Genomic DNA, 17,385 nt, shown 5'->3' with positions numbered 1-17,385 from the left:
GCGGGAGGCGAATTCTACAGCGTTACACGCTGCTGTCAACACCTCTTTTTCTCCGCTTTCGACCGAGAGGATCGAAACGTTAATAGAGCCAAACAACACCGCCCCACCAACTCCTTCTGGGCTTCGATGAACTGAAGCAACTCGCTGTCGAACTCCGCATAACTTCTTGTTTACCAAGGAGTTTTCCGTTTCGACTGCGCCGGAAGTGGGGCGAATTATAGACTTCCAGAATCTGCCGTCAACGCTTAATTTTGCTTTTCTATCAATTAGTTAGGATTGATTAAGAAACAACCTATATAGAGCCGTTCGCATGCTCTATATAGAAGAAGAGGCTCAGATAACGCCTGCCTCCTTTAAAGCAGCCACATTCGCCGCCCCCAGCCCAAGCACGCCCTGCAACACCTGAACCGTATGCTCTCCTAATAGAGGAGGCGCACTCCGATACTCGACCGGCGTCTTGGACAACCGTATCGGGCTGGCCACCTGCGGCACCATCCCTGCCAGCGCGTGAGGTAATGCCATCGCCAACCCCCGCGCCTTGACTTGCGGATCGGCAAACACTTGGGCCAGATCATTGATCGGCCCACAAGGCACACCCACCTGCTCCAGCAGCGCCACCCACTGAGCCGTCGTCTTGAACACTGTTGCCTGGCGAATCAGAGGAATCAGCTCTGCACGATTGGCCACCCGCATCTTATTAGAAGCAAAGCGCGGGTCATCGGCCCACTGGGGCTGCCCAGCCACCTCAGCGAACTTGCGAAACTGACCGTCATTACCCACCGTCAGGATGAAGTCACCATCAGCCGTGGGGAAATCCTGATAGGGCACAATGTTCGGGTGAGCATTACCCAGCCGCTTCGGCGACACACCCGTCGTCAAGTAATTCATCGCCTGGTTAGCCAGGCAAGCCACCTGCACATCCAGCAATGCCATGTCGATATGCTGCCCACCACCGTCGTGGTCTCGGTGAGCCAATGCCGCCAGGATCGCCACAGTCGAGTAAAGGCCCGTCAAGATGTCAGTCAACGCGACACCCACCTTCACCGGCCCAGCCCCATCATCACCCTCGGGCCGACCCGTCAGACTCATGAGCCCTCCCAACCCCTGAATCATAAAGTCGTAGCCTGCACGCGTTGCATAAGGCCCCGTCTGGCCAAAGCCCGTGATGGAGCAGTAAATCAACTCCGGATTGATCTCCTTGAGCGACTCATAGTCCAGCCCATACGCCGCCAGGCCACCCACCTTGAAGTTCTCGATCAGAATGTCGGACTTGGCAGCCAGGTCACGCACCAGCTTCTGCCCCTCCGGCCGCGTGAAGTCGATAGTCACCGACTCCTTGTTACGGTTAGCCGACAGGTAATACGCCGCCTCAGTGGTGTTCTCGCCATAGGCGTCCTTAAGGAAAGGCGGCCCCCATGCGCGCGTGTCATCGCCATTACCCGGCCGCTCGACCTTGATCACCTCAGCCCCAAGGTCCGCAAGGATCTGCCCGGACCAAGGGCCCGCCAGCACTCGCGATAAGTCCAATACCCGCAGGTGTGAAAGCGCGCCCATGCCGTGCTCCTATTAATAGAACGCCTGAAGGCCGGTTTGCGCGCGCCCGAGAATCAAGGCGTGCACGTCATGAGTGCCTTCGTAGGTGTTAACCACCTCCAGGTTGACCAGGTGACGCGCCACGCCGAATTCGTCGGAGATACCGTTGCCACCCAACATATCCCGCGCCATACGCGCGATATCCAGGGACTTGCCGCAGGAGTTGCGCTTCATGATCGAGGTAATCTCAACCGCCGCCGTACCTTCATCCTTCATACGCCCCAGACGCAGGCAGCCTTGCAAGGCCAGAGTGATCTCGGTCTGCATGTCGGCAAGTTTCTTCTGGATCAACTGGGTCGCCGCCAGCGGACGACCAAACTGATGACGATCCAAGGTGTACTGGCGCGCGGTGTGCCAGCAGAACTCGGCGGCACCCAGTGCCCCCCAGGAGATGCCATAGCGCGCGGAGTTGAGGCAGGTGAATGGCCCCTTCAAACCACGGACATCCGGGAAGATGTTCTCTTCCGGCACAAACACGTTATCCATGACAATCTCACCGGTAATCGAAGCCCGCAGGCCCACCTTGCCGTGAATCGCCGGAGCGCTCAGCCCCTTCCAGCCCTTCTCCAGGATAAAACCACGGATGTCGCCGGCATCGTCCTTGCCCCACACCACAAACACATCAGCGATCGGGCTATTGGTGATCCACATCTTGGCGCCGGTCAGGCTGTAGCCGCCGTCCACCTTGCGTACACGTGTAATCATCGCGCCTGGGTCGGAACCGTGGTTAGGCTCCGTCAGACCAAAGCAGCCAATCCATTCGCCAGAAGCCAACTTCGGCAGGTACTTCTGCTTTTGCGCCTCGGTACCGAACTCATTGATAGGCACCATGACCAACGAGGATTGCACACTCATCATCGATCGATAGCCGGAGTCGACACGCTCGACCTCACGGGCAATCAACCCATAGCTGACGTAACTCAAGCCGCTGCCACCGTACTGCTCAGGAATCATCGCACCCAGCAGGCCAGTTTCGCCCATCTCGCGGAAGATCGCGGGGTCGGTCTTTTCATGGCGGAAGGCTTCGAGCACACGCGGCGCCAGCTTGTCTTGGGCGAATTGCTCAGCGCTGTCTCGCACCATGCGCTCCTCTTCGGTGAGCTGTTGATCCAGCAGCAGTGGATCGATCCAGTTGAAGCTTGCCTTACCAGCCATGAATAAGTCCTCACACAAGAAATCAGAAGTCGTGGAAGGAGCCTAGGCCGGGCAGGCGCAGAGGGCAAACGAGGTTTCTGCATAGGGTTGTGCTAATTTCTCACTTCGTAACGACTGAGAACGGCGCAGACGCGCTTTTTAAGTGAGCACTACGTACATGCGCAGAAAAATTCCCAGCACTACAGCCCTGGTCAGTTTTGAAGCAGCGGCCCGCCACGAGAGCTTTACCAAGGCGGCGCACGAGCTTTCCATTACCCAGGGCGCCATCTGTCGACAGATAGCCAGCCTTGAGGAGTTTTTAAGTGTCGAGCTGTTTCGTCGCTCACGACGCGGGGTGAAGCTGACAGAGGCGGGGCTCTCCTATAGCCGTCGCGTCGCCACGCAACTGGACGCAGTTGAGCGTGACACCTTGTCGATAATGGGGCAGCAGGGCACCAACATTATCGAGCTGGCGGTGGTTCCAACCTTTGGCACCCAATGGCTGATTCCTCGCCTCAAGGACTTTCAACGTCAGCACCCGGAAGTGACGGTCAACCTCACCAACCGCACGCGCCCCTTTCTATTTGCCGATACCGAATTCGATGCCGCGATCTACTTTGGCGATGCTGACTGGTCCGGTACGGAGTCCCATCGACTGATGGGAGAAAACCCCGTCCCCGTGTGCAGCCCAAGATTACTGGGCACCCGTACCCACTTCAGCCCCCAGGAGGTAGCAGAACTGCCTCTGCTGCAGCAGACCACGAGACCTTACGCCTGGCGCCAATGGTTCAACGCGCAACAACTGAACATACCCCGTGACATGACAGGGCCTCGTTACGAGCTATTCTCGATGCTGTCCCAGGCCGCCATGCATGACATGGGAATCGCGCTGATTCCACCATTCCTCATCCAGCGCGAGCTAAAAGAGAACCAGCTGGTGATCGCGAGCCCCGAGGCACTGAACAGTTCCAAGGCTTACTACCTGATGATTCCCGAGAGAAAAGTCGAATCTGCATCACTGCATGCTTTCAGGGACTGGCTTATTGACCAGTCACAACGCTACAGCCCAGGCATTTAAAGGAACGAACGGTTTTATTGACCTTGTAGTCAATTAAATTGAAAACCTACAGATGTACGTATATGTCGCTTTTAGACAGACTGTACTTATCAACCATAAAAAGGCTAAAAGCCATGATTATCATGGTTTTCAGGGGCTATCACCGGTCAATGCCCAACTATTCACACCGGCGATGGAAAAAGCGTCGGTAAACCCATGAAGCCCTTTAAACACCTGTATTTAAAGAGGTTATTCCGCGCATTGCGACAATCAGTCACAGGGTGACTTGTAGTTAATTTTTCGTCACCCGTCATAATCCCTTGAAGGCCGTAAAGTTCGCCTGCAAAATGCCGCGCCCCGCTGTCATTTCAGCGGGATCGTGCTGATCGGCCGCCCCAGATGCGCCACTCACGGTGCACTGGCCTTTTTACAAAAAGATCAAAAGCAAAAAGATCATGCAGGAGATTTGACGTGCACATTGGTGTTCCTCTCGAAACCCAGACCGGTGAAACGCGGGTGGCTGCCACCCCGGAAACCATCAAGAAGCTGATCGGCCAGGGCCATAAGGTCACTGTTCAAAGCGGAGCAGGCCTCAACGCCAGCATCGTCGACAATGCCTATGAAACGGCAGGCGCAACCATTGGCAGTGCCAACGATGCGTTTGGCGCCGAGCTGATTCTCAAAGTGGTTGCCCCCAGCGACAGTGAGCTGGCGCTGATCAAAAGCGGTACCGTGCTGGTGGGCATGCTCAATCCGTTCAGCAACGAAACCATTACCAGGCTGGCCGAACGCGGCATTACTGCCTTCGCGCTTGAAGCCGCACCACGTACGTCGCGGGCCCAGAGCCTCGACGTGCTGTCGTCTCAAGCCAACATCGCCGGCTATAAAGCGGTCCTGCTGGCAGCCCACCACTACCCGCGCTTCATGCCGATGCTGATGACCGCAGCAGGCACCGTCAAAGCCGCTCGCGTGCTGATCCTCGGGGCGGGTGTTGCGGGCCTTCAGGCCATCGCCACGGCGAAACGTCTGGGCGCAGTGATCGAAGCGTCTGACGTACGCCCCGCAGTAAAAGAGCAAATCGAATCCCTCGGCGCCAAGTTCGTCGACGTACCCTATGAAACCGATGAAGAGCGCGAATGCGCCGTCGGTGTCGGCGGATATGCTCGCCCGATGCCATCGAGCTGGATGCAACGCCAGGCCCTGGCCGTACACGAACGCGCCAAGCAAGCCGACATCGTCATCACCACCGCATTGATCCCAGGTCGCAAGGCACCCACCCTGCTCAGCGCCGAGACCGTCGCGCAAATGAAGCCAGGCTCGGTGGTCATCGACCTCGCCGCAGCCCAAGGCGGTAACTGCCCGCTAACGGTGGCCGATCAGGTCGTCGTGGAAAACGGCGTGACCATCTGCGGCCCGACCAACCTGGCCGGCGCCGTAGCCGCCGATGCTTCTGCTCTATATGCGCGCAACCTGCTGGACTTCCTGAAGCTGGTTTTCACCAAGGAAGGGCAGTTTGAAATCAACCTCGAAGACGACATCGTCGCCGCGTGCCTGATGTGCCGCGACGGCCAAGTCATCCGCAAAAACGCCTAAGCAGGGATTCAGACGATGGAAGAGCTTATCTCCCCCGGTATCTACAACCTGATCATCTTTGTGCTGGCGATTTATGTCGGCTACCACGTGGTTTGGAACGTGACCCCCGCGCTTCATACGCCGCTGATGGCGGTGACCAACGCGATTTCCGCAATCGTGATCGTCGGCGCCATGCTCGCCGCCGCACTCACCGTGACGCCGCTGGGCAAGACCATGGGCACCCTGGCCGTGGCGCTCGCGGCGGTTAACGTGTTCGGCGGCTTCCTGGTCACCCGCAGGATGCTTGAGATGTTCAAGAAGAAAGCCCCGAAAGTAAAAGAAGAGGCGCCCAAGTAATGAGCATGAATCTAGTCACGACGCTCTACTTGATCGCGTCGATCTGCTTTATCCAGGCCCTTAAAGGCCTGTCACACCCAACTACGTCGCGACGTGGCAACCTGTTTGGCATGCTCGGCATGGCGCTGGCGGTACTCACCACCGTGGGCCTCATCTATAAACTGGGCGCAGAACTCGCCACGGCCGGTATTGGCTACGTCATCGTAGGCCTGCTGGTCGGCGGCACCGCCGGTTCGATCATGGCCAAGCGCGTAGAAATGACCAAGATGCCAGAGCTGGTAGCCTTCATGCACAGCATGATCGGCCTGGCAGCGGTGTTTATCGCCATCGCCGCCGTGGTCGAGCCGCAATCCCTGGGCATCGTCAAACATTTGGGCGACTCGATTCCGGCCGGTAACCGTTTGGAGCTGTTCCTCGGCGCGGCCATCGGTGCTATCACCTTCTCCGGTTCGGTGATCGCGTTCGGCAAACTGTCGGGCAAGTACAAGTTCCGTCTGTTCCAGGGCGCACCGGTACAGTTCGGCGGCCAGCACAAGCTGAACCTGGTGCTTGGCCTGACCACCCTTGGTCTCGGCCTGGCGTTCATGTTCACCGGCAACCTCAGTGCCTTCGCATTGATGCTGGCCCTGGCGTTCGTGCTCGGCGTGCTGATCATCATCCCGATCGGTGGCGCCGACATGCCGGTTGTCGTCTCGATGCTTAACAGCTACTCCGGCTGGGCAGCAGCAGGCATCGGCTTCTCGCTGAACAACTCGATGCTGATCATCGCCGGCTCCCTGGTGGGCTCCAGCGGCGCGATTCTGTCGTACATCATGTGCAAGGCGATGAACCGCTCCTTCTTTAATGTACTGCTCGGCGGTTTCGGCAACACGGCGGATGCCGGCGCAGTGGCAGGCTCGAAAGAAGCACGCCCGGTGAAATCCGGCTCGGCGGACGACGCGACCTTCCTGCTGACCAACGCCGACACCGTGATCATCGTTCCAGGCTATGGCCTGGCAGTTGCCCGCGCGCAACATGCGCTCAAAGAGCTGACCGAAAAGCTGACTCATCGTGGCGTGACCGTGAAGTACGCGATCCACCCGGTAGCGGGCCGTATGCCTGGGCATATGAACGTGCTGCTGGCCGAGGCGGAAGTGCCTTACGACCAGGTTTTCGAGATGGAAGACATCAACTCCGAGTTCGGCCAGGCCGACGTGGTGCTGGTGCTGGGTGCGAACGACGTGGTCAACCCGGCCGCCAAGAACGATCCAAACTCACCGATCGCCGGCATGCCGATCCTGGAAGCGTTCAAGGCCAAGACCATTATCGTCAACAAACGCTCGATGGCCAGCGGCTATGCGGGCCTGGACAACGAGTTGTTCTACCTGGACAAAACCATGATGGTCTTCGGTGATGCCAAAAAGGTCATCGAAGACATGGTCAAAGCCGTCGAATAACACTGCGCCAGCGCAATACCCGAAACCCTGGCCTCCAGTAGGCTGGGGTTTTTTATTATCGGACGAAACCCGACCAAAGGCTCTAAATCGCTGCCCGGCATTCGACCATGGTAGCGGGCCGAATTTTTTTGAAATCACTACACTGCCCACCTTGCTTCCGTAGCCTGAGATAACAATTCATGTACCGTGATCGTATCCGCTTGCCTTCGCTGTTGAACAAGGTCATGAGCGCGGCAGATGCCGCCGCACTGATCGAGGACGGCATGACCGTCGGCATGAGCGGCTTCACCCGTGCCGGTGAAGCCAAGGCCGTCCCCCACGCCCTGGCCGAACGCGCCAAGATTTCCCCGCTGAAAATCACCCTGATGACCGGCGCCAGCCTGGGCAATGACCTGGACAAGCAGCTGACCGAAGCCGGCGTGCTGTCTCGACGCATGCCGTTTCAGGTCGACAGCACCCTGCGCAAGGCGATCAACGCAGGCGAAGTGATGTTTATCGACCAGCATCTGTCGGAAACCGTCGAGCAACTGCGCAACAACCAACTCAAGCTGCCGGACATTGCCGTCATCGAAGCCGTCGCGATCACCGAGCAAGGGCATATCGTGCCCACCACCTCCGTGGGCAATTCGGCCAGCTTCGCGATTTTCGCCAAGCAAGTGATTGTTGAGATCAACCTCGCGCACAACCCGAATCTGGAAGGGCTGCACGACATTTATATCCCAACGTACCGGCCGACTCGCACGCCGATCTCGCTGGTTAAGGTCGACGACCGCATCGGCAGCACCGCGATTCCGATCCCGCCCGAGAAGATCGTCGCCATCGTAATCACCAACAAGGCAGACTCCGCTTCTACGGTGACGCCGCCGGACGCCGATACCCAAGGCATCGCCAACCACCTGATTAATTTCCTCAAGCAGGAAGTAGACGCCGGACGCATGACCAACAAGCTCGGCCCGCTGCAGGCCGGGATCGGCAACATCGCCAACGCGGTGATGTGCGGCCTGATCGAATCGCCGTTCGAAGACCTGACCATGTACTCGGAAGTGTTGCAGGACTCAACATTCGACCTGATCGACGCGGGCAAGCTGAGCTTCGCCTCGGGCAGCTCGATTACCTTGTCGGAGCGACGCAACGCCGATGTGTTCGGCAACCTGGAACACTACAAGGACAAATTGGTACTGCGCCCACAGGAAATCTCCAATCACCCCGAAGTGGTTCGGCGCCTGGGCATTATCGGCATCAACACCGCGCTGGAATTCGACATCTACGGCAACGTCAACTCCACCCACGTCTGCGGCACACGGATGATGAACGGCATTGGCGGCTCCGGAGACTTCGCGCGCAACGCGCACCTGGCGATCTTCGTCACCAAGTCGATAGCCAAAGGCGGTGCGATTTCCAGCGTGGTACCGATGGTCAGCCACGTGGACCACACCGAACATGACGTCGATATTCTGGTGACCGAGATTGGCCTTGCCGACCTGCGGGGCCTGGCGCCGCGTGAGCGGGCTCGGGTGATCATCGACAACTGTGTACACCCGGCCTACCGCGATGCGCTGAACACTTACTTCAATGACGCCTGCGCGATCGGCGGGCATACCCCGCATATCCTGCGTGAAGCACTGAGTTGGCACATCAACCTGGAAGAAACCGGGCACATGCTCAAGGCTTGATTGATACAGATCCAGGCTGATGCAAATACAGTTTCATCAGTCTGGGAATCTCAGCAGTACTTTTTTCAAAAACTGTACTGCTGTACCGGTCATTTCCTACTGAATTCTCCTACACCCCTCGCCTAAAATGCCTATTTCGCACTGTTTCAGTGCGGACAGGTACAGTTGCCCCATTTACGTACCGTACAGCCGCTATAAACAGTTAACTGGCCCCTCACAATACAAGTGAACTGTATCTAGAGAGTCTTGCGTCGGAGGAGGATCATTGGCATCAGTTAAACCACTACCTAATCCCGCCACAAGCGGAAGGATGTCATCATGGAACGTACACTCAGTTCCGATCTGTTCTTCGAAGAAAAAGCTGTAAACACCCAGGCTTCCCTGCCTTTGCGCGTTCTCGCCAACCTGATGTTGTGGCAGCGCCGCATCTCCAGCCGCCACCAACTGGCTCGTCTGGATTCGCGTCTGCTGGCTGACGCCGGTATCAGCGAAGCGCAACGCTACGAAGAGCTGAGCAAGCCGTTCTGGCGCTAATTGGCGCCCGCTGGCCCTGACCCGCCGGGTCCACCGCCAGCACCCTGATTTGTCAAAGCAAAGCCCGCCCCGGGTAACCGGAGGCGGGCTTTGCTGTTTCTGGCGTTCAGCTTTTGTACCGTTAAACAGATGCACTTAATGATAGCCAGTACAGTTTAAAAATAACTACAGTTAAGCAGTACAATTTAACTTCGGTGTATCTGTATCGGTGAACTCGAGCCAGCCAACATGGTGCCTCAAGACCTCATGAAAGGCTCCAGCCATGAAGACAGACACTTCATCTTATAAGCAGTTGATAGTGCGTATGGCCCATGCCGTAGGCAGCTGGGGACGAAAAACCCATGAGCGACGCCAACTGGCACAACTTGACCCTCGCGAACTGTCCGACGCTGGAATCAGTTCGGGAGACCGAATTGCCGAGCTGTCCAAGCCGTTCTGGCGTGACTGAACAGTGAATAAACTTCCCGAACGGATAAGCGGCAGCTTAAGATTCCATCATCACGTGGCGAACCTTGTAGAACGGGCGTCTGATGCTCAACAGCAACACTGTCCGTTTCACAGTGGGCGCTTTGCGCCGCTTTATTTGATTATCTACAGGAGTGATTCCATGTCCCGTCTTCGCCTGCTGAGTGCTGCCGCCCTGTTGGCCGTAGCTGCCAACGCCAACGCGAGCAGCCTTATCGTGACCACTGATTCGATCGTCGGCGCGCTGAAAGCGACGTCCGATGCCAGCTCGGATGCCACCTCTTCCCTGCGCGACAACAAGGTCGTGCAAGCGGCCCGCGACGACGCCGCCAGCTTTGTCGCCAGCGAAGGCGCCATTCGTGGTGTGAAGCTCGAAAGCGCCCTGGCACAGATCCGCCAACAGGCTCCCCAGCTGAACACCGCAACGGACGCACAGTTGGCGCAGGCCATTCTGGCCATCTGACGCCAAGTCGACCCAAGAGAGCGCCAGCCACCACCAGATGTGTCAGCGCTGGCTCTCGCCCGGGCGTTGCGCTAGCCTTGGGGCTCGCTTTCAGTTGTCGAGTCCCATGGCTTTTTCATACCGCCTGTTGATCGTTCCCGTGTTGTTTTGCGCCTGCTGGTCACCCCTGGCTTCGGCCTTTGACGTGTCCACCCAGAGCACCGTCATCAGTGCGTATGCCACCAGCAAGGTGACGTCAGCACCCTTTGACAGAAAGTTGGTACTGGCCGCCCAGGATGACGCTGCCGCATTTATTGCCACTGACGGCCAATGGCGGGGAGCTCGCCTGGAATCTGCGCTGGATTATCTGCGTCGGACCCAGCCAAAACTTCATGCCAGCGACCTTGAACTGGCGCAGGCAATTCTCGTCCAATAATCATCTTTGTATTTCCATCTTTGTATTTTGGAGTCATCCCATGCGTAGTCCGCTGATCGCCGCCGCTCTCGGCCTGCTGTTGTTGGCCGATGTTGCCCACGCGCAAACCCTCAAGGCCACCAGTAACATCGTCGTGCGTGCCTCGGCCCGCACCATTGATTTCACCTCGGACACCACCACCTCCATCCGCGATTCCAAAATCGTGCGCGAAGCCCACGATGACGCCGCCAGCTTCGTCGCCACCAATGGCGAGATCCGTGGCGCGCAGTTGGAAGCCGCCTTCGACACCCTGCGAACCCGCGTACCGGAAGCGCGCGATGCCAGTGACCAGACTCTCGCCGAAGCTATCCTCGCTCTGTGAGGCGGCTAGTCGCCTGGCTACTGGCCGGGACTGTGCTGCTCTGTGCAAGCGCAGCCCAGGCCAGCCTGCAACTGCGGCTCAAGACCGAAGGCTTGAGCCCGGCCGAACAGCAGGCCAGCCAGGCATTGCTCGATGAGGCGATGCGCGCTTTGCCGCCGCGCTTTATCGAGCAGCTGGACCGGCGCATTGATGTCGGCTGGACCGACAAAATGCCTGAAAACGCTTATGGCCAGGCCTCTCTGGTGTCCGAACTGGACCTCAACCAAAACCTGCTTGCCAGCCTGACCGACGGCAGCGCGGCCACGCAGAAGACCAACCGCCCCCACGGCACCGTACGCCGCGAAATGCTCGCCACTGTGCTGCATGAACTGACCCACATTTATGACCGTGCGCGCCTGTGGACCAAAGACGAGCGCACACTGATCCAGCGCTGCAGCCGCCAGAACAACATCACCGGCCTGATCGGCCTCCCCGATCAATGCCGAGGCCAGAACGACCGCCGCTTTACCTTAAGTGACGACCCGCGCCTGCTGGACCTTGCCGGATGGCCGCAATACGTGGGGCGTCGCGGCGAACGGGAGCAGCACAACCATCAGGTCGCCCGCAGCCCGGACATCTATGAAACCACCAGCCCGCTGGAGTTCGTGGCCGTCAACATGGAGTACTTCCTCCTCGACCCGAGCTACGCCTGCCGTCGCCCCGCGCTGTTTCGCTATTACAAGGAACACTTCGGCTGGGCGCCGCCCGAGCAAGACACCTGCGCCACGACCTACGCGTTCCTGAACGCCGGCAACGACTTCGCCAAGACGCCGCTGGGCCAGATCGATCCGGAGCGGGTGTATGAAATCGACTACCTGCTGGCCGAAGCCAACCAAAACCTGGTCAGCCGCTGGGGTCACAGCATGTTGCGCCTGGTGATCTGTGCGCCCGGTCGCCCACGCGGCCCGGACTGCCGGCTGGACCTGGACCAGCACCTGGTGCTGTCCTACCGCGCATTTGTCGGTGACGTACAGCTGTCGAGCTGGGATGGCCTGGTGGGCAAGTACCCGTCACGGCTATTTGTGCTGCCGCTGGCCCAAGTGATCGACGAATACACCAAGACCGAGTTGCGCGGCCTGGCGTCAGTGCCGCTCAAGCTCTCGCGCCAAGAGATCAACGACACCGTCGAGCATGCCGCCGAAATGCACTGGAGCTATGACGGCAACTACTTCTTCATTTCCAATAACTGCGCAGTGGAAAGCCTGAAACTGTTACGCAGTGGCAGCGCCAACCCGCAATTGACCGGCCTGGACAACATCACCCCCAACGGTCTGCTGGAAGTACTCAGCGCCCGTGGCCTGGCCGACACCAGCGTGCTCAATGACAAACGCGAGGCGTTGCGCCTGGGGTATCACTTCGACTCGTTCCGCGAACGCTACCAGGCGATGTTCGACGTGTTGCGCAAACACCTGCCGATTAAACAGACCCAGGTGGAAGACTGGCTGTCTCTCAGCGCAGAGGAACGCCGCCAATGGTTCAGCCAGGCCGACCTGCGCACCAGCGCCGCATTGTTGCTGCTGGAGCAGGCAAGCTATCGCAGGCAACTGATGCTGGCCCAGGACGAAGTCAAACAACGCTACCTCGGTGCACGCGAACTGAAAAACGGCGGCATGGAAAAAGCCAACCACACGTTACAACAGATCCTCGCCAACAGCGGCTTCCTCAGCCGCCCCGCAGAACTGCTGGGCACCAGCGGCTACGGCCTGCCACAACCTTCTGAAGCCAAACGCCTGGAATCGGAAAGCGCCGAGCGCCAGAAGCAACTGCAATCCTTGAGCGGCGATCTGGATAAAGAGGTGCGGGTGCTGCTGGAGCCGTCCCGCGCTGCCGAGATCGCCGCCTGCGAGGCCAACCTCAAACAGGTAGGTGAGCATCTGCGGGCCCTGCACAAAGCGGCAGGGGGTTTGGAACTGCCTTAACCCACCTTAAAGAAAAGTCCTACGAACCTCTGATCATCTGAGTGCTCAGCGAAAGCTGGCTGAAAGCTTCCCCGTCTAGGATCGCCACCACTGCCGGCAACAGACCGGCTGTTAACAACAACAATGGTGATTCCTGATGTCTGTTCGTACCCGCCTGTTCGCTCCAACTCCCACCGTACGCTACGTGCCTTTCGTACTGCGCTGACCCCCAACCGGTTCGCCATTCCCTAGCCGCGCTACGCCTGGAGTATTCCTATGCTGACTTTCCTTGGCTTTGCCATGGTCATCACGTTCATGTTCCTGATCATGACCAAGCGCCTGTCTGCGCTGATTGCTTTGATCATTGTGCCGATCCTGTTCGCCCTGTTTGGTGGCTTTGCACCGGAAATCGGCCCGATGATGCTTGCGGGTATCACCAAGCTTGCGCCAACCGGCGTGATGCTGATGTTCGCCATCCTCTACTTTGCCCTGATGATCGACTCCGGCCTGTTCGACCCGGCCGTGCGCAAGATCCTCAAGATGGTCAAGGGCGACCCGCTGAAAGTGTCGGTCGGCACCGCCGTGCTGGCCCTGGTCGTCTCCCTCGACGGTGACGGCGCCACCACCTACATGATCTGCGTGGCTGCCATGCTGCCGCTGTACCAGCGTATCGGCATGAGCCCACGCATCATGGCCGGCCTGATCATCCTCGCCGGCGGCGTGATGAATATGACGCCCTGGGGCGGCCCGACTGCCCGCGCCGCCAGTGCGCTGCATGTGGACCCGTCGGATATTTTCGTGCCGATGATCCCGGCCATGGCCGCCGGTGTAGTGGCGATCCTGGTGATTGCCTATATGTACGGCAAGCGCGAACGTGCCCGCCTGGGTGAGCTGCACCTGCAAGGTGATGAAATCGACCACAGCGAGATCAGCGTGTCGCAATTCCCGGACGCCCGCCGTCCAAAGCTGATCTGGTTCAACGGCGCCCTGACCTTCGCCCTGATGTGCACCCTGATCGCCGGCCTGTTGCCGCTGCCAGTGCTGTTCATGGTGGCGTTCAGTATCGCGATGATCGTCAACTACCCGTGCCTGCAACAGCAAAAAGACCGCGTCGCCGCCCACGCCGGCAGCGTACTGGCAGTAGTCGGGCTAATCTTCGCCGCCGGCATCTTCACCGGCATTCTGTCCGGTACCGGCATGGTCGATGCCATGTCAAAGAGCTTGCTGGCGGTCATCCCGGACGCGCTGGGCCCGTACCTCGCGGTGATCACCGCGCTGGTAAGCATGCCGTTTACCTTCTTCATGTCCAACGATGCGTTCTACTACGGCGTACTGCCGGTACTCGCCGAAGCGGCCAGCCATTACGGCATCACCGCCGTGGAAATGGCGCGCGCCTCCATCGTTGGCCAACCCGTGCATTTGCTCAGCCCGTTGGTACCTTCGACCTACCTGTTGGTCGCCCTGGCCGGCATCGAATTTGGCGATCACCAACGCTTTACCCTCAAGTGGGCAGTGCTGGTATGCCTGTGCATAATGTTCGCCGCTTTGCTGATGGGGATTTTTCCGCTATTCAGCACTCTATAATCCTACCGACCTAACCGCGCGGCGCTGCAGCTTGCGCGGTTTCACACTTGCTCAAAGGAATACACATGGAATGGCTGACCAATCCGGAAATCTGGATTGCCTTCTTCACCCTGACGGCCCTCGAGATCGTCCTGGGCATCGATAACATCATCATGATTTCGATCCTGGTCAGCCGCATGCCCAAGCACATGCAGGCGCGCACCCGGATCTTCGGCCTGGCCCTGGCCATGGTGACGCGGATCCTGTTGCTGCTGTCGATTACGTGGGTCATGCAATTGACCGCCGACCTGTTCGTGGTCTTCGGCCAAGGCATTTCCGGTCGCGACCTGATTCTGTTCTTCGGTGGCCTGTTCCTGCTGTGGAAAAGCTCCCAGGAGATGTATCACGCACTGGAAGGTGAAGACGAAACCCACGATGAGCCCAAGGGCGCCGGTGGCAAGTTCATCTACACCATCATCCAGATCGCGATCATCGACATCGTGTTCTCCCTGGACTCGGTCATCACGGCGGTGGGCATGGTTTCCCATGTACCCGTCATGGTCGCCGCGATCATCGTCGCCGTACTGGTGATGATGCTGGCTGCCGGCACCATCAGCGAATTCATCGACAAGCACCCGTCGCTGAAAATGCTCGCGCTGTCGTTCCTGCTCGTAGTGGGTACTGTGCTGATCGCCGAATCCTTCGGCGTACACGTGCCAAAGGGCTACGTCTACTTCGCCATGGCGTTCTCGCTGGCGGTGGAAGCGATCAACATCAAGATGCGCACCTCGATCGCGAAGAAGAAGAAACAACAGGACCCAGTGAAACTGCGCAAGGACATTCCGGGTCAATAAACCCGAGCCAGACAAAAAGGGGCTTTTATAAGCCCCTTTTTTTCATCCGCAAAAAGCTGATTTCATGACAGTTTTGTTTCAATACCTACTTTAGCTATGCGATGCTGGCGCAGAGCCCATTCGCCAACTACAGCTTAAGTACAAGACGTAGAACGGCACGCGGCAACTTTCCTTCGCCCCAATTGGGGCGCACCCACACGGGGGGCCGAGCATGCTGACCTTGCTCAATCTGCTTTCCGCCGTGACCCTGCTTATCTGGGGCACGCACATTGTCCGTACCGGCATCTTGCGGGTCTACGGTTCCAACTTGCGCCAAGTCATCGGGCAGAACATGTCCAAGCGCTGGCTGGCGTTTGTCGCCGGTATTCTGGTGACGGCCATGGTGCAGAGCAGCAACGCCACGGCAATGCTGGTGACCTCGTTTGTCGGCCAGGGCCTGATGGGCCTCACGCCCGCGCTTGCGACCATGCTCGGCGCCGATGTCGGTACGGCATTGATGGCGCGGGTGCTGACCTTCGACTTGTCCTGGCTGTCACCGCTGCTGATCTTTCTGGGGGTGATTTTCTTCCTGTCGCGCAAACAGACGCGAGCAGGCCAGATGGGACGGGTCGGGATCGGCCTGGGCCTGATCATTCTCGCCCTGCAACTGATCGTCGAAGCTGCCGGGCCGATTACCCATGCCCAAGGCGTCAAAGTCATCTTTGCCTCGCTGACTGGCGACATCTTGCTGGACGCCTTGGTCGGCGCGTTGTTCGCAATGATTTCCTACTCCAGCCTGGCCGCCGTATTGCTCACGGCAACGTTAGCCGGCGCCGGTGTGATCGGCCTGCACGTGGCCATCGGCCTGGTGATCGGCGCCAACATCGGCAGTGGCGTGCTGGCCTTCCTCAGTACCAGCATGCAGAACGCCGCAGGTCGCCAGGTTGCCTTGGGCAGCCTGCTGTACAAACTGATCGGCCTGCTGCTGATCATCCCCGTACTCGACCCGCTCGTGCGCTGGATGGACGGTTTGGACTACAGCGCCCAAGGCATGGTCATCACCTTCCATCTGCTCTACAACACCAGCCGCTGCCTGATCCTGCTGCCGAGCATTAGCCCGATGGCACGCCTGTGCGCCTGGTTACTGCCGGAACAAGCAGAGGTCAACGGCAAAGCCAAGCCGCGCCACCTGGACTTGGCCTCACTTGCCACCCCAAGCCTGGCCTTGGCCAACGCCGCCCGCGAGACCCTGCGCTTGGGCGACTTGATCGACAACATGCTCACCGCCATGCTCGAAGTGCTGCGCGGCAAGCAAACGGCTATTACCCAGGAAATGCGCAGTCTCAGCGATGATGTCGAGGCACTCTACAGCGCGATCAAGCTCTACCTCGCGCAAATGCCCCGCGAAGACCTCAGTGAACAAGACAGCCGCCGTTGGGCCGAGATCATCGAGCTATCAATCAACCTGAAACTGGCTGGTGACCTGATCGAGCGCATGCTGCGCAAGGTTCAGCAGCAGAAAACCTCACAGCGTCGCCAGTTTTCTGAAGTGGGCCTGGAAGAACTGGCCGGGCTGCATACGCAACTGATTGCCAACCTGCGTCTGGGCCTGTCGGTGTTCCTGAGTGCCGACCCCGAAAGCGCCCGCCAATTGCTGCGCGAGAAGCGCCGCTTTCGCGCCCAGGAACGCCGCCTGGCGCATGCTCACGTCAGCCGCCTGCAACGCAAAATCGTACAGAGCCTGGAGACCAGCTCCTTGCACTTGGAGCTGATTGCCGACATGAAGCGTCTCAACTCACTGTTCTGCAGCAGCGCTTATGTGGTGCTCGAAACCTCCGACACCGGCGCACTCTCCGCTGAAGATATTGCCGACATCACCCATTCGCCCTGAACGTACGGGCGGCTGCACAGTCAGTAAAAAATGGACTTAAAACCAAACCGGCAATGTGGGAGCGGGCTTACTCGCGAAAAAAGTGGTGCGCCAGTCGACGA

General features: G+C 58.7%; 16 protein-coding genes. 14 read left to right on the top strand and 2 right to left on the bottom strand.

Annotated elements, in window-relative coordinates; all coding sequences use genetic code 11:
• Positions 1-333: 333 nt before the first annotated feature.
• Both ACLBW8_RS10610 and ACLBW8_RS10605 read right to left on the bottom strand, forming a co-directional pair.
• On the bottom strand, positions 334-1,554 hold the full coding sequence (locus tag ACLBW8_RS10610; protein WP_064450080.1) for a CaiB/BaiF CoA transferase family protein: 1,221 nt from the start codon (positions 1,552-1,554) through the stop codon (positions 334-336).
• 12 nt (positions 1,555-1,566) lie between these two features.
• Positions 1,567-2,748: an acyl-CoA dehydrogenase gene (locus tag ACLBW8_RS10605; RefSeq protein ID WP_447805314.1), complete on the bottom strand. Its 1,182-nt coding sequence runs from the start codon at positions 2,746-2,748 to the stop codon at positions 1,567-1,569.
• A gap of 157 nt (positions 2,749-2,905) precedes the next feature.
• On the opposite strand from ACLBW8_RS10605, the gene ACLBW8_RS10600 reads away from it, so the two are divergent.
• The 14 genes from ACLBW8_RS10600 (at position 2,906) to ACLBW8_RS10535 (ending at position 17,284) form a co-directional block, all read left to right on the top strand.
• A complete protein-coding gene (locus ACLBW8_RS10600; protein ID WP_447805313.1) occupies positions 2,906-3,805 on the top strand; it encodes a LysR family transcriptional regulator in 900 nt (299 codons plus the stop codon).
• Positions 3,806-4,255: 450 nt separating this feature from the next.
• Positions 4,256-5,377, top strand: coding sequence for a Re/Si-specific NAD(P)(+) transhydrogenase subunit alpha (locus ACLBW8_RS10595; protein ID WP_447805312.1), 1,122 nt, complete (start codon positions 4,256-4,258; stop codon positions 5,375-5,377).
• Between the two features lie 15 nt (positions 5,378-5,392).
• Positions 5,393-5,713, top strand: a complete 321-nt coding sequence (locus ACLBW8_RS10590) for an NAD(P) transhydrogenase subunit alpha (RefSeq protein WP_003187417.1) — start codon at positions 5,393-5,395, stop codon at positions 5,711-5,713.
• Positions 5,713-7,149, top strand: a complete 1,437-nt coding sequence (locus ACLBW8_RS10585) for an NAD(P)(+) transhydrogenase (Re/Si-specific) subunit beta (protein WP_447805311.1) — start codon at positions 5,713-5,715, stop codon at positions 7,147-7,149. Before ACLBW8_RS10590 ends, ACLBW8_RS10585 begins: the two co-directional genes overlap by 1 nt.
• 179 nt (positions 7,150-7,328) lie before the next feature.
• Complete coding sequence (locus tag ACLBW8_RS10580) at positions 7,329-8,822, top strand: acetyl-CoA hydrolase/transferase family protein (RefSeq protein WP_447805310.1); 1,494 nt, start codon at positions 7,329-7,331, stop codon at positions 8,820-8,822.
• A gap of 318 nt (positions 8,823-9,140) precedes the next feature.
• Positions 9,141-9,356: a DUF1127 domain-containing protein gene (locus ACLBW8_RS10575; protein WP_003214752.1), complete on the top strand. Its 216-nt coding sequence runs from the start codon at positions 9,141-9,143 to the stop codon at positions 9,354-9,356.
• Positions 9,357-9,618: 262 nt separating this feature from the next.
• The gene (locus ACLBW8_RS10570; RefSeq protein WP_082895802.1) at positions 9,619-9,804 is read left to right on the top strand and encodes a DUF1127 domain-containing protein; all 186 of its coding nucleotides are present in this window, start codon (positions 9,619-9,621) and stop codon (positions 9,802-9,804) included.
• 159 nt (positions 9,805-9,963) lie between these two features.
• Positions 9,964-10,284 (top strand): DUF2388 domain-containing protein, encoded by a 321-nt coding sequence (locus tag ACLBW8_RS10565; RefSeq protein ID WP_064450074.1) that lies wholly within the window; start codon positions 9,964-9,966, stop codon positions 10,282-10,284.
• Positions 10,285-10,390: 106 nt separating this feature from the next.
• Positions 10,391-10,699: a DUF2388 domain-containing protein gene (locus ACLBW8_RS10560; protein ID WP_064450073.1), complete on the top strand. Its 309-nt coding sequence runs from the start codon at positions 10,391-10,393 to the stop codon at positions 10,697-10,699.
• A 40-nt stretch (positions 10,700-10,739) separates the two neighbouring features.
• On the top strand, positions 10,740-11,060 hold the full coding sequence (locus tag ACLBW8_RS10555; protein ID WP_064450072.1) for a DUF2388 domain-containing protein: 321 nt from the start codon (positions 10,740-10,742) through the stop codon (positions 11,058-11,060).
• Positions 11,057-13,018: a DUF7844 domain-containing protein gene (locus ACLBW8_RS10550; RefSeq protein ID WP_447805309.1), complete on the top strand. Its 1,962-nt coding sequence runs from the start codon at positions 11,057-11,059 to the stop codon at positions 13,016-13,018. The genes ACLBW8_RS10555 and ACLBW8_RS10550 overlap by 4 nt, the downstream gene beginning before the upstream one ends.
• 255 nt (positions 13,019-13,273) lie before the next feature.
• Positions 13,274-14,581 (top strand): CitMHS family transporter, encoded by a 1,308-nt coding sequence (locus ACLBW8_RS10545; RefSeq protein ID WP_064450070.1) that lies wholly within the window; start codon positions 13,274-13,276, stop codon positions 14,579-14,581.
• A gap of 65 nt (positions 14,582-14,646) precedes the next feature.
• The gene (locus ACLBW8_RS10540) at positions 14,647-15,414 is read left to right on the top strand and encodes a TerC family protein (protein WP_064450069.1); all 768 of its coding nucleotides are present in this window, start codon (positions 14,647-14,649) and stop codon (positions 15,412-15,414) included.
• Between the two features lie 211 nt (positions 15,415-15,625).
• Entirely contained in the window at positions 15,626-17,284 is a 1,659-nt protein-coding gene (locus tag ACLBW8_RS10535; protein ID WP_064450068.1) for a Na/Pi cotransporter family protein, read from the top strand.
• Positions 17,285-17,385: the final 101 nt, after the last annotated feature.

The organism is Pseudomonas sp. M5A4_2d, from assembly GCF_053345295.1.
This window is presented reverse-complemented; position numbering and strand designations above follow the sequence as displayed.

What these genes read in the sequence shown, in the direction of transcription:
- ACLBW8_RS10610 (WP_064450080.1), bottom strand. Translation starts at nt 1,554, where the DNA reads ATGGGCGCGCTTTCACACCTGCGGGTATTGGACTTATCGCGAGTGCTG.
- ACLBW8_RS10605 (WP_447805314.1), bottom strand. Translation starts at nt 2,748, where the DNA reads ATGGCTGGTAAGGCAAGCTTCAACTGGATCGATCCACTGCTGCTGGAT.
- ACLBW8_RS10600 (WP_447805313.1), top strand. Translation starts at nt 2,906, where the DNA reads ATGCGCAGAAAAATTCCCAGCACTACAGCCCTGGTCAGTTTTGAAGCA.
- ACLBW8_RS10590 (WP_003187417.1), top strand. Translation starts at nt 5,393, where the DNA reads ATGGAAGAGCTTATCTCCCCCGGTATCTACAACCTGATCATCTTTGTG.
- ACLBW8_RS10585 (WP_447805311.1), top strand. Translation starts at nt 5,713, where the DNA reads ATGAGCATGAATCTAGTCACGACGCTCTACTTGATCGCGTCGATCTGC.
- ACLBW8_RS10580 (WP_447805310.1), top strand. Translation starts at nt 7,329, where the DNA reads ATGTACCGTGATCGTATCCGCTTGCCTTCGCTGTTGAACAAGGTCATG.
- ACLBW8_RS10575 (WP_003214752.1), top strand. Translation starts at nt 9,141, where the DNA reads ATGGAACGTACACTCAGTTCCGATCTGTTCTTCGAAGAAAAAGCTGTA.
- ACLBW8_RS10570 (WP_082895802.1), top strand. Translation starts at nt 9,619, where the DNA reads ATGAAGACAGACACTTCATCTTATAAGCAGTTGATAGTGCGTATGGCC.
- ACLBW8_RS10565 (WP_064450074.1), top strand. Translation starts at nt 9,964, where the DNA reads ATGTCCCGTCTTCGCCTGCTGAGTGCTGCCGCCCTGTTGGCCGTAGCT.
- ACLBW8_RS10560 (WP_064450073.1), top strand. Translation starts at nt 10,391, where the DNA reads ATGGCTTTTTCATACCGCCTGTTGATCGTTCCCGTGTTGTTTTGCGCC.
- ACLBW8_RS10555 (WP_064450072.1), top strand. Translation starts at nt 10,740, where the DNA reads ATGCGTAGTCCGCTGATCGCCGCCGCTCTCGGCCTGCTGTTGTTGGCC.
- ACLBW8_RS10545 (WP_064450070.1), top strand. Translation starts at nt 13,274, where the DNA reads ATGCTGACTTTCCTTGGCTTTGCCATGGTCATCACGTTCATGTTCCTG.
- ACLBW8_RS10540 (WP_064450069.1), top strand. Translation starts at nt 14,647, where the DNA reads ATGGAATGGCTGACCAATCCGGAAATCTGGATTGCCTTCTTCACCCTG.
- ACLBW8_RS10535 (WP_064450068.1), top strand. Translation starts at nt 15,626, where the DNA reads ATGCTGACCTTGCTCAATCTGCTTTCCGCCGTGACCCTGCTTATCTGG.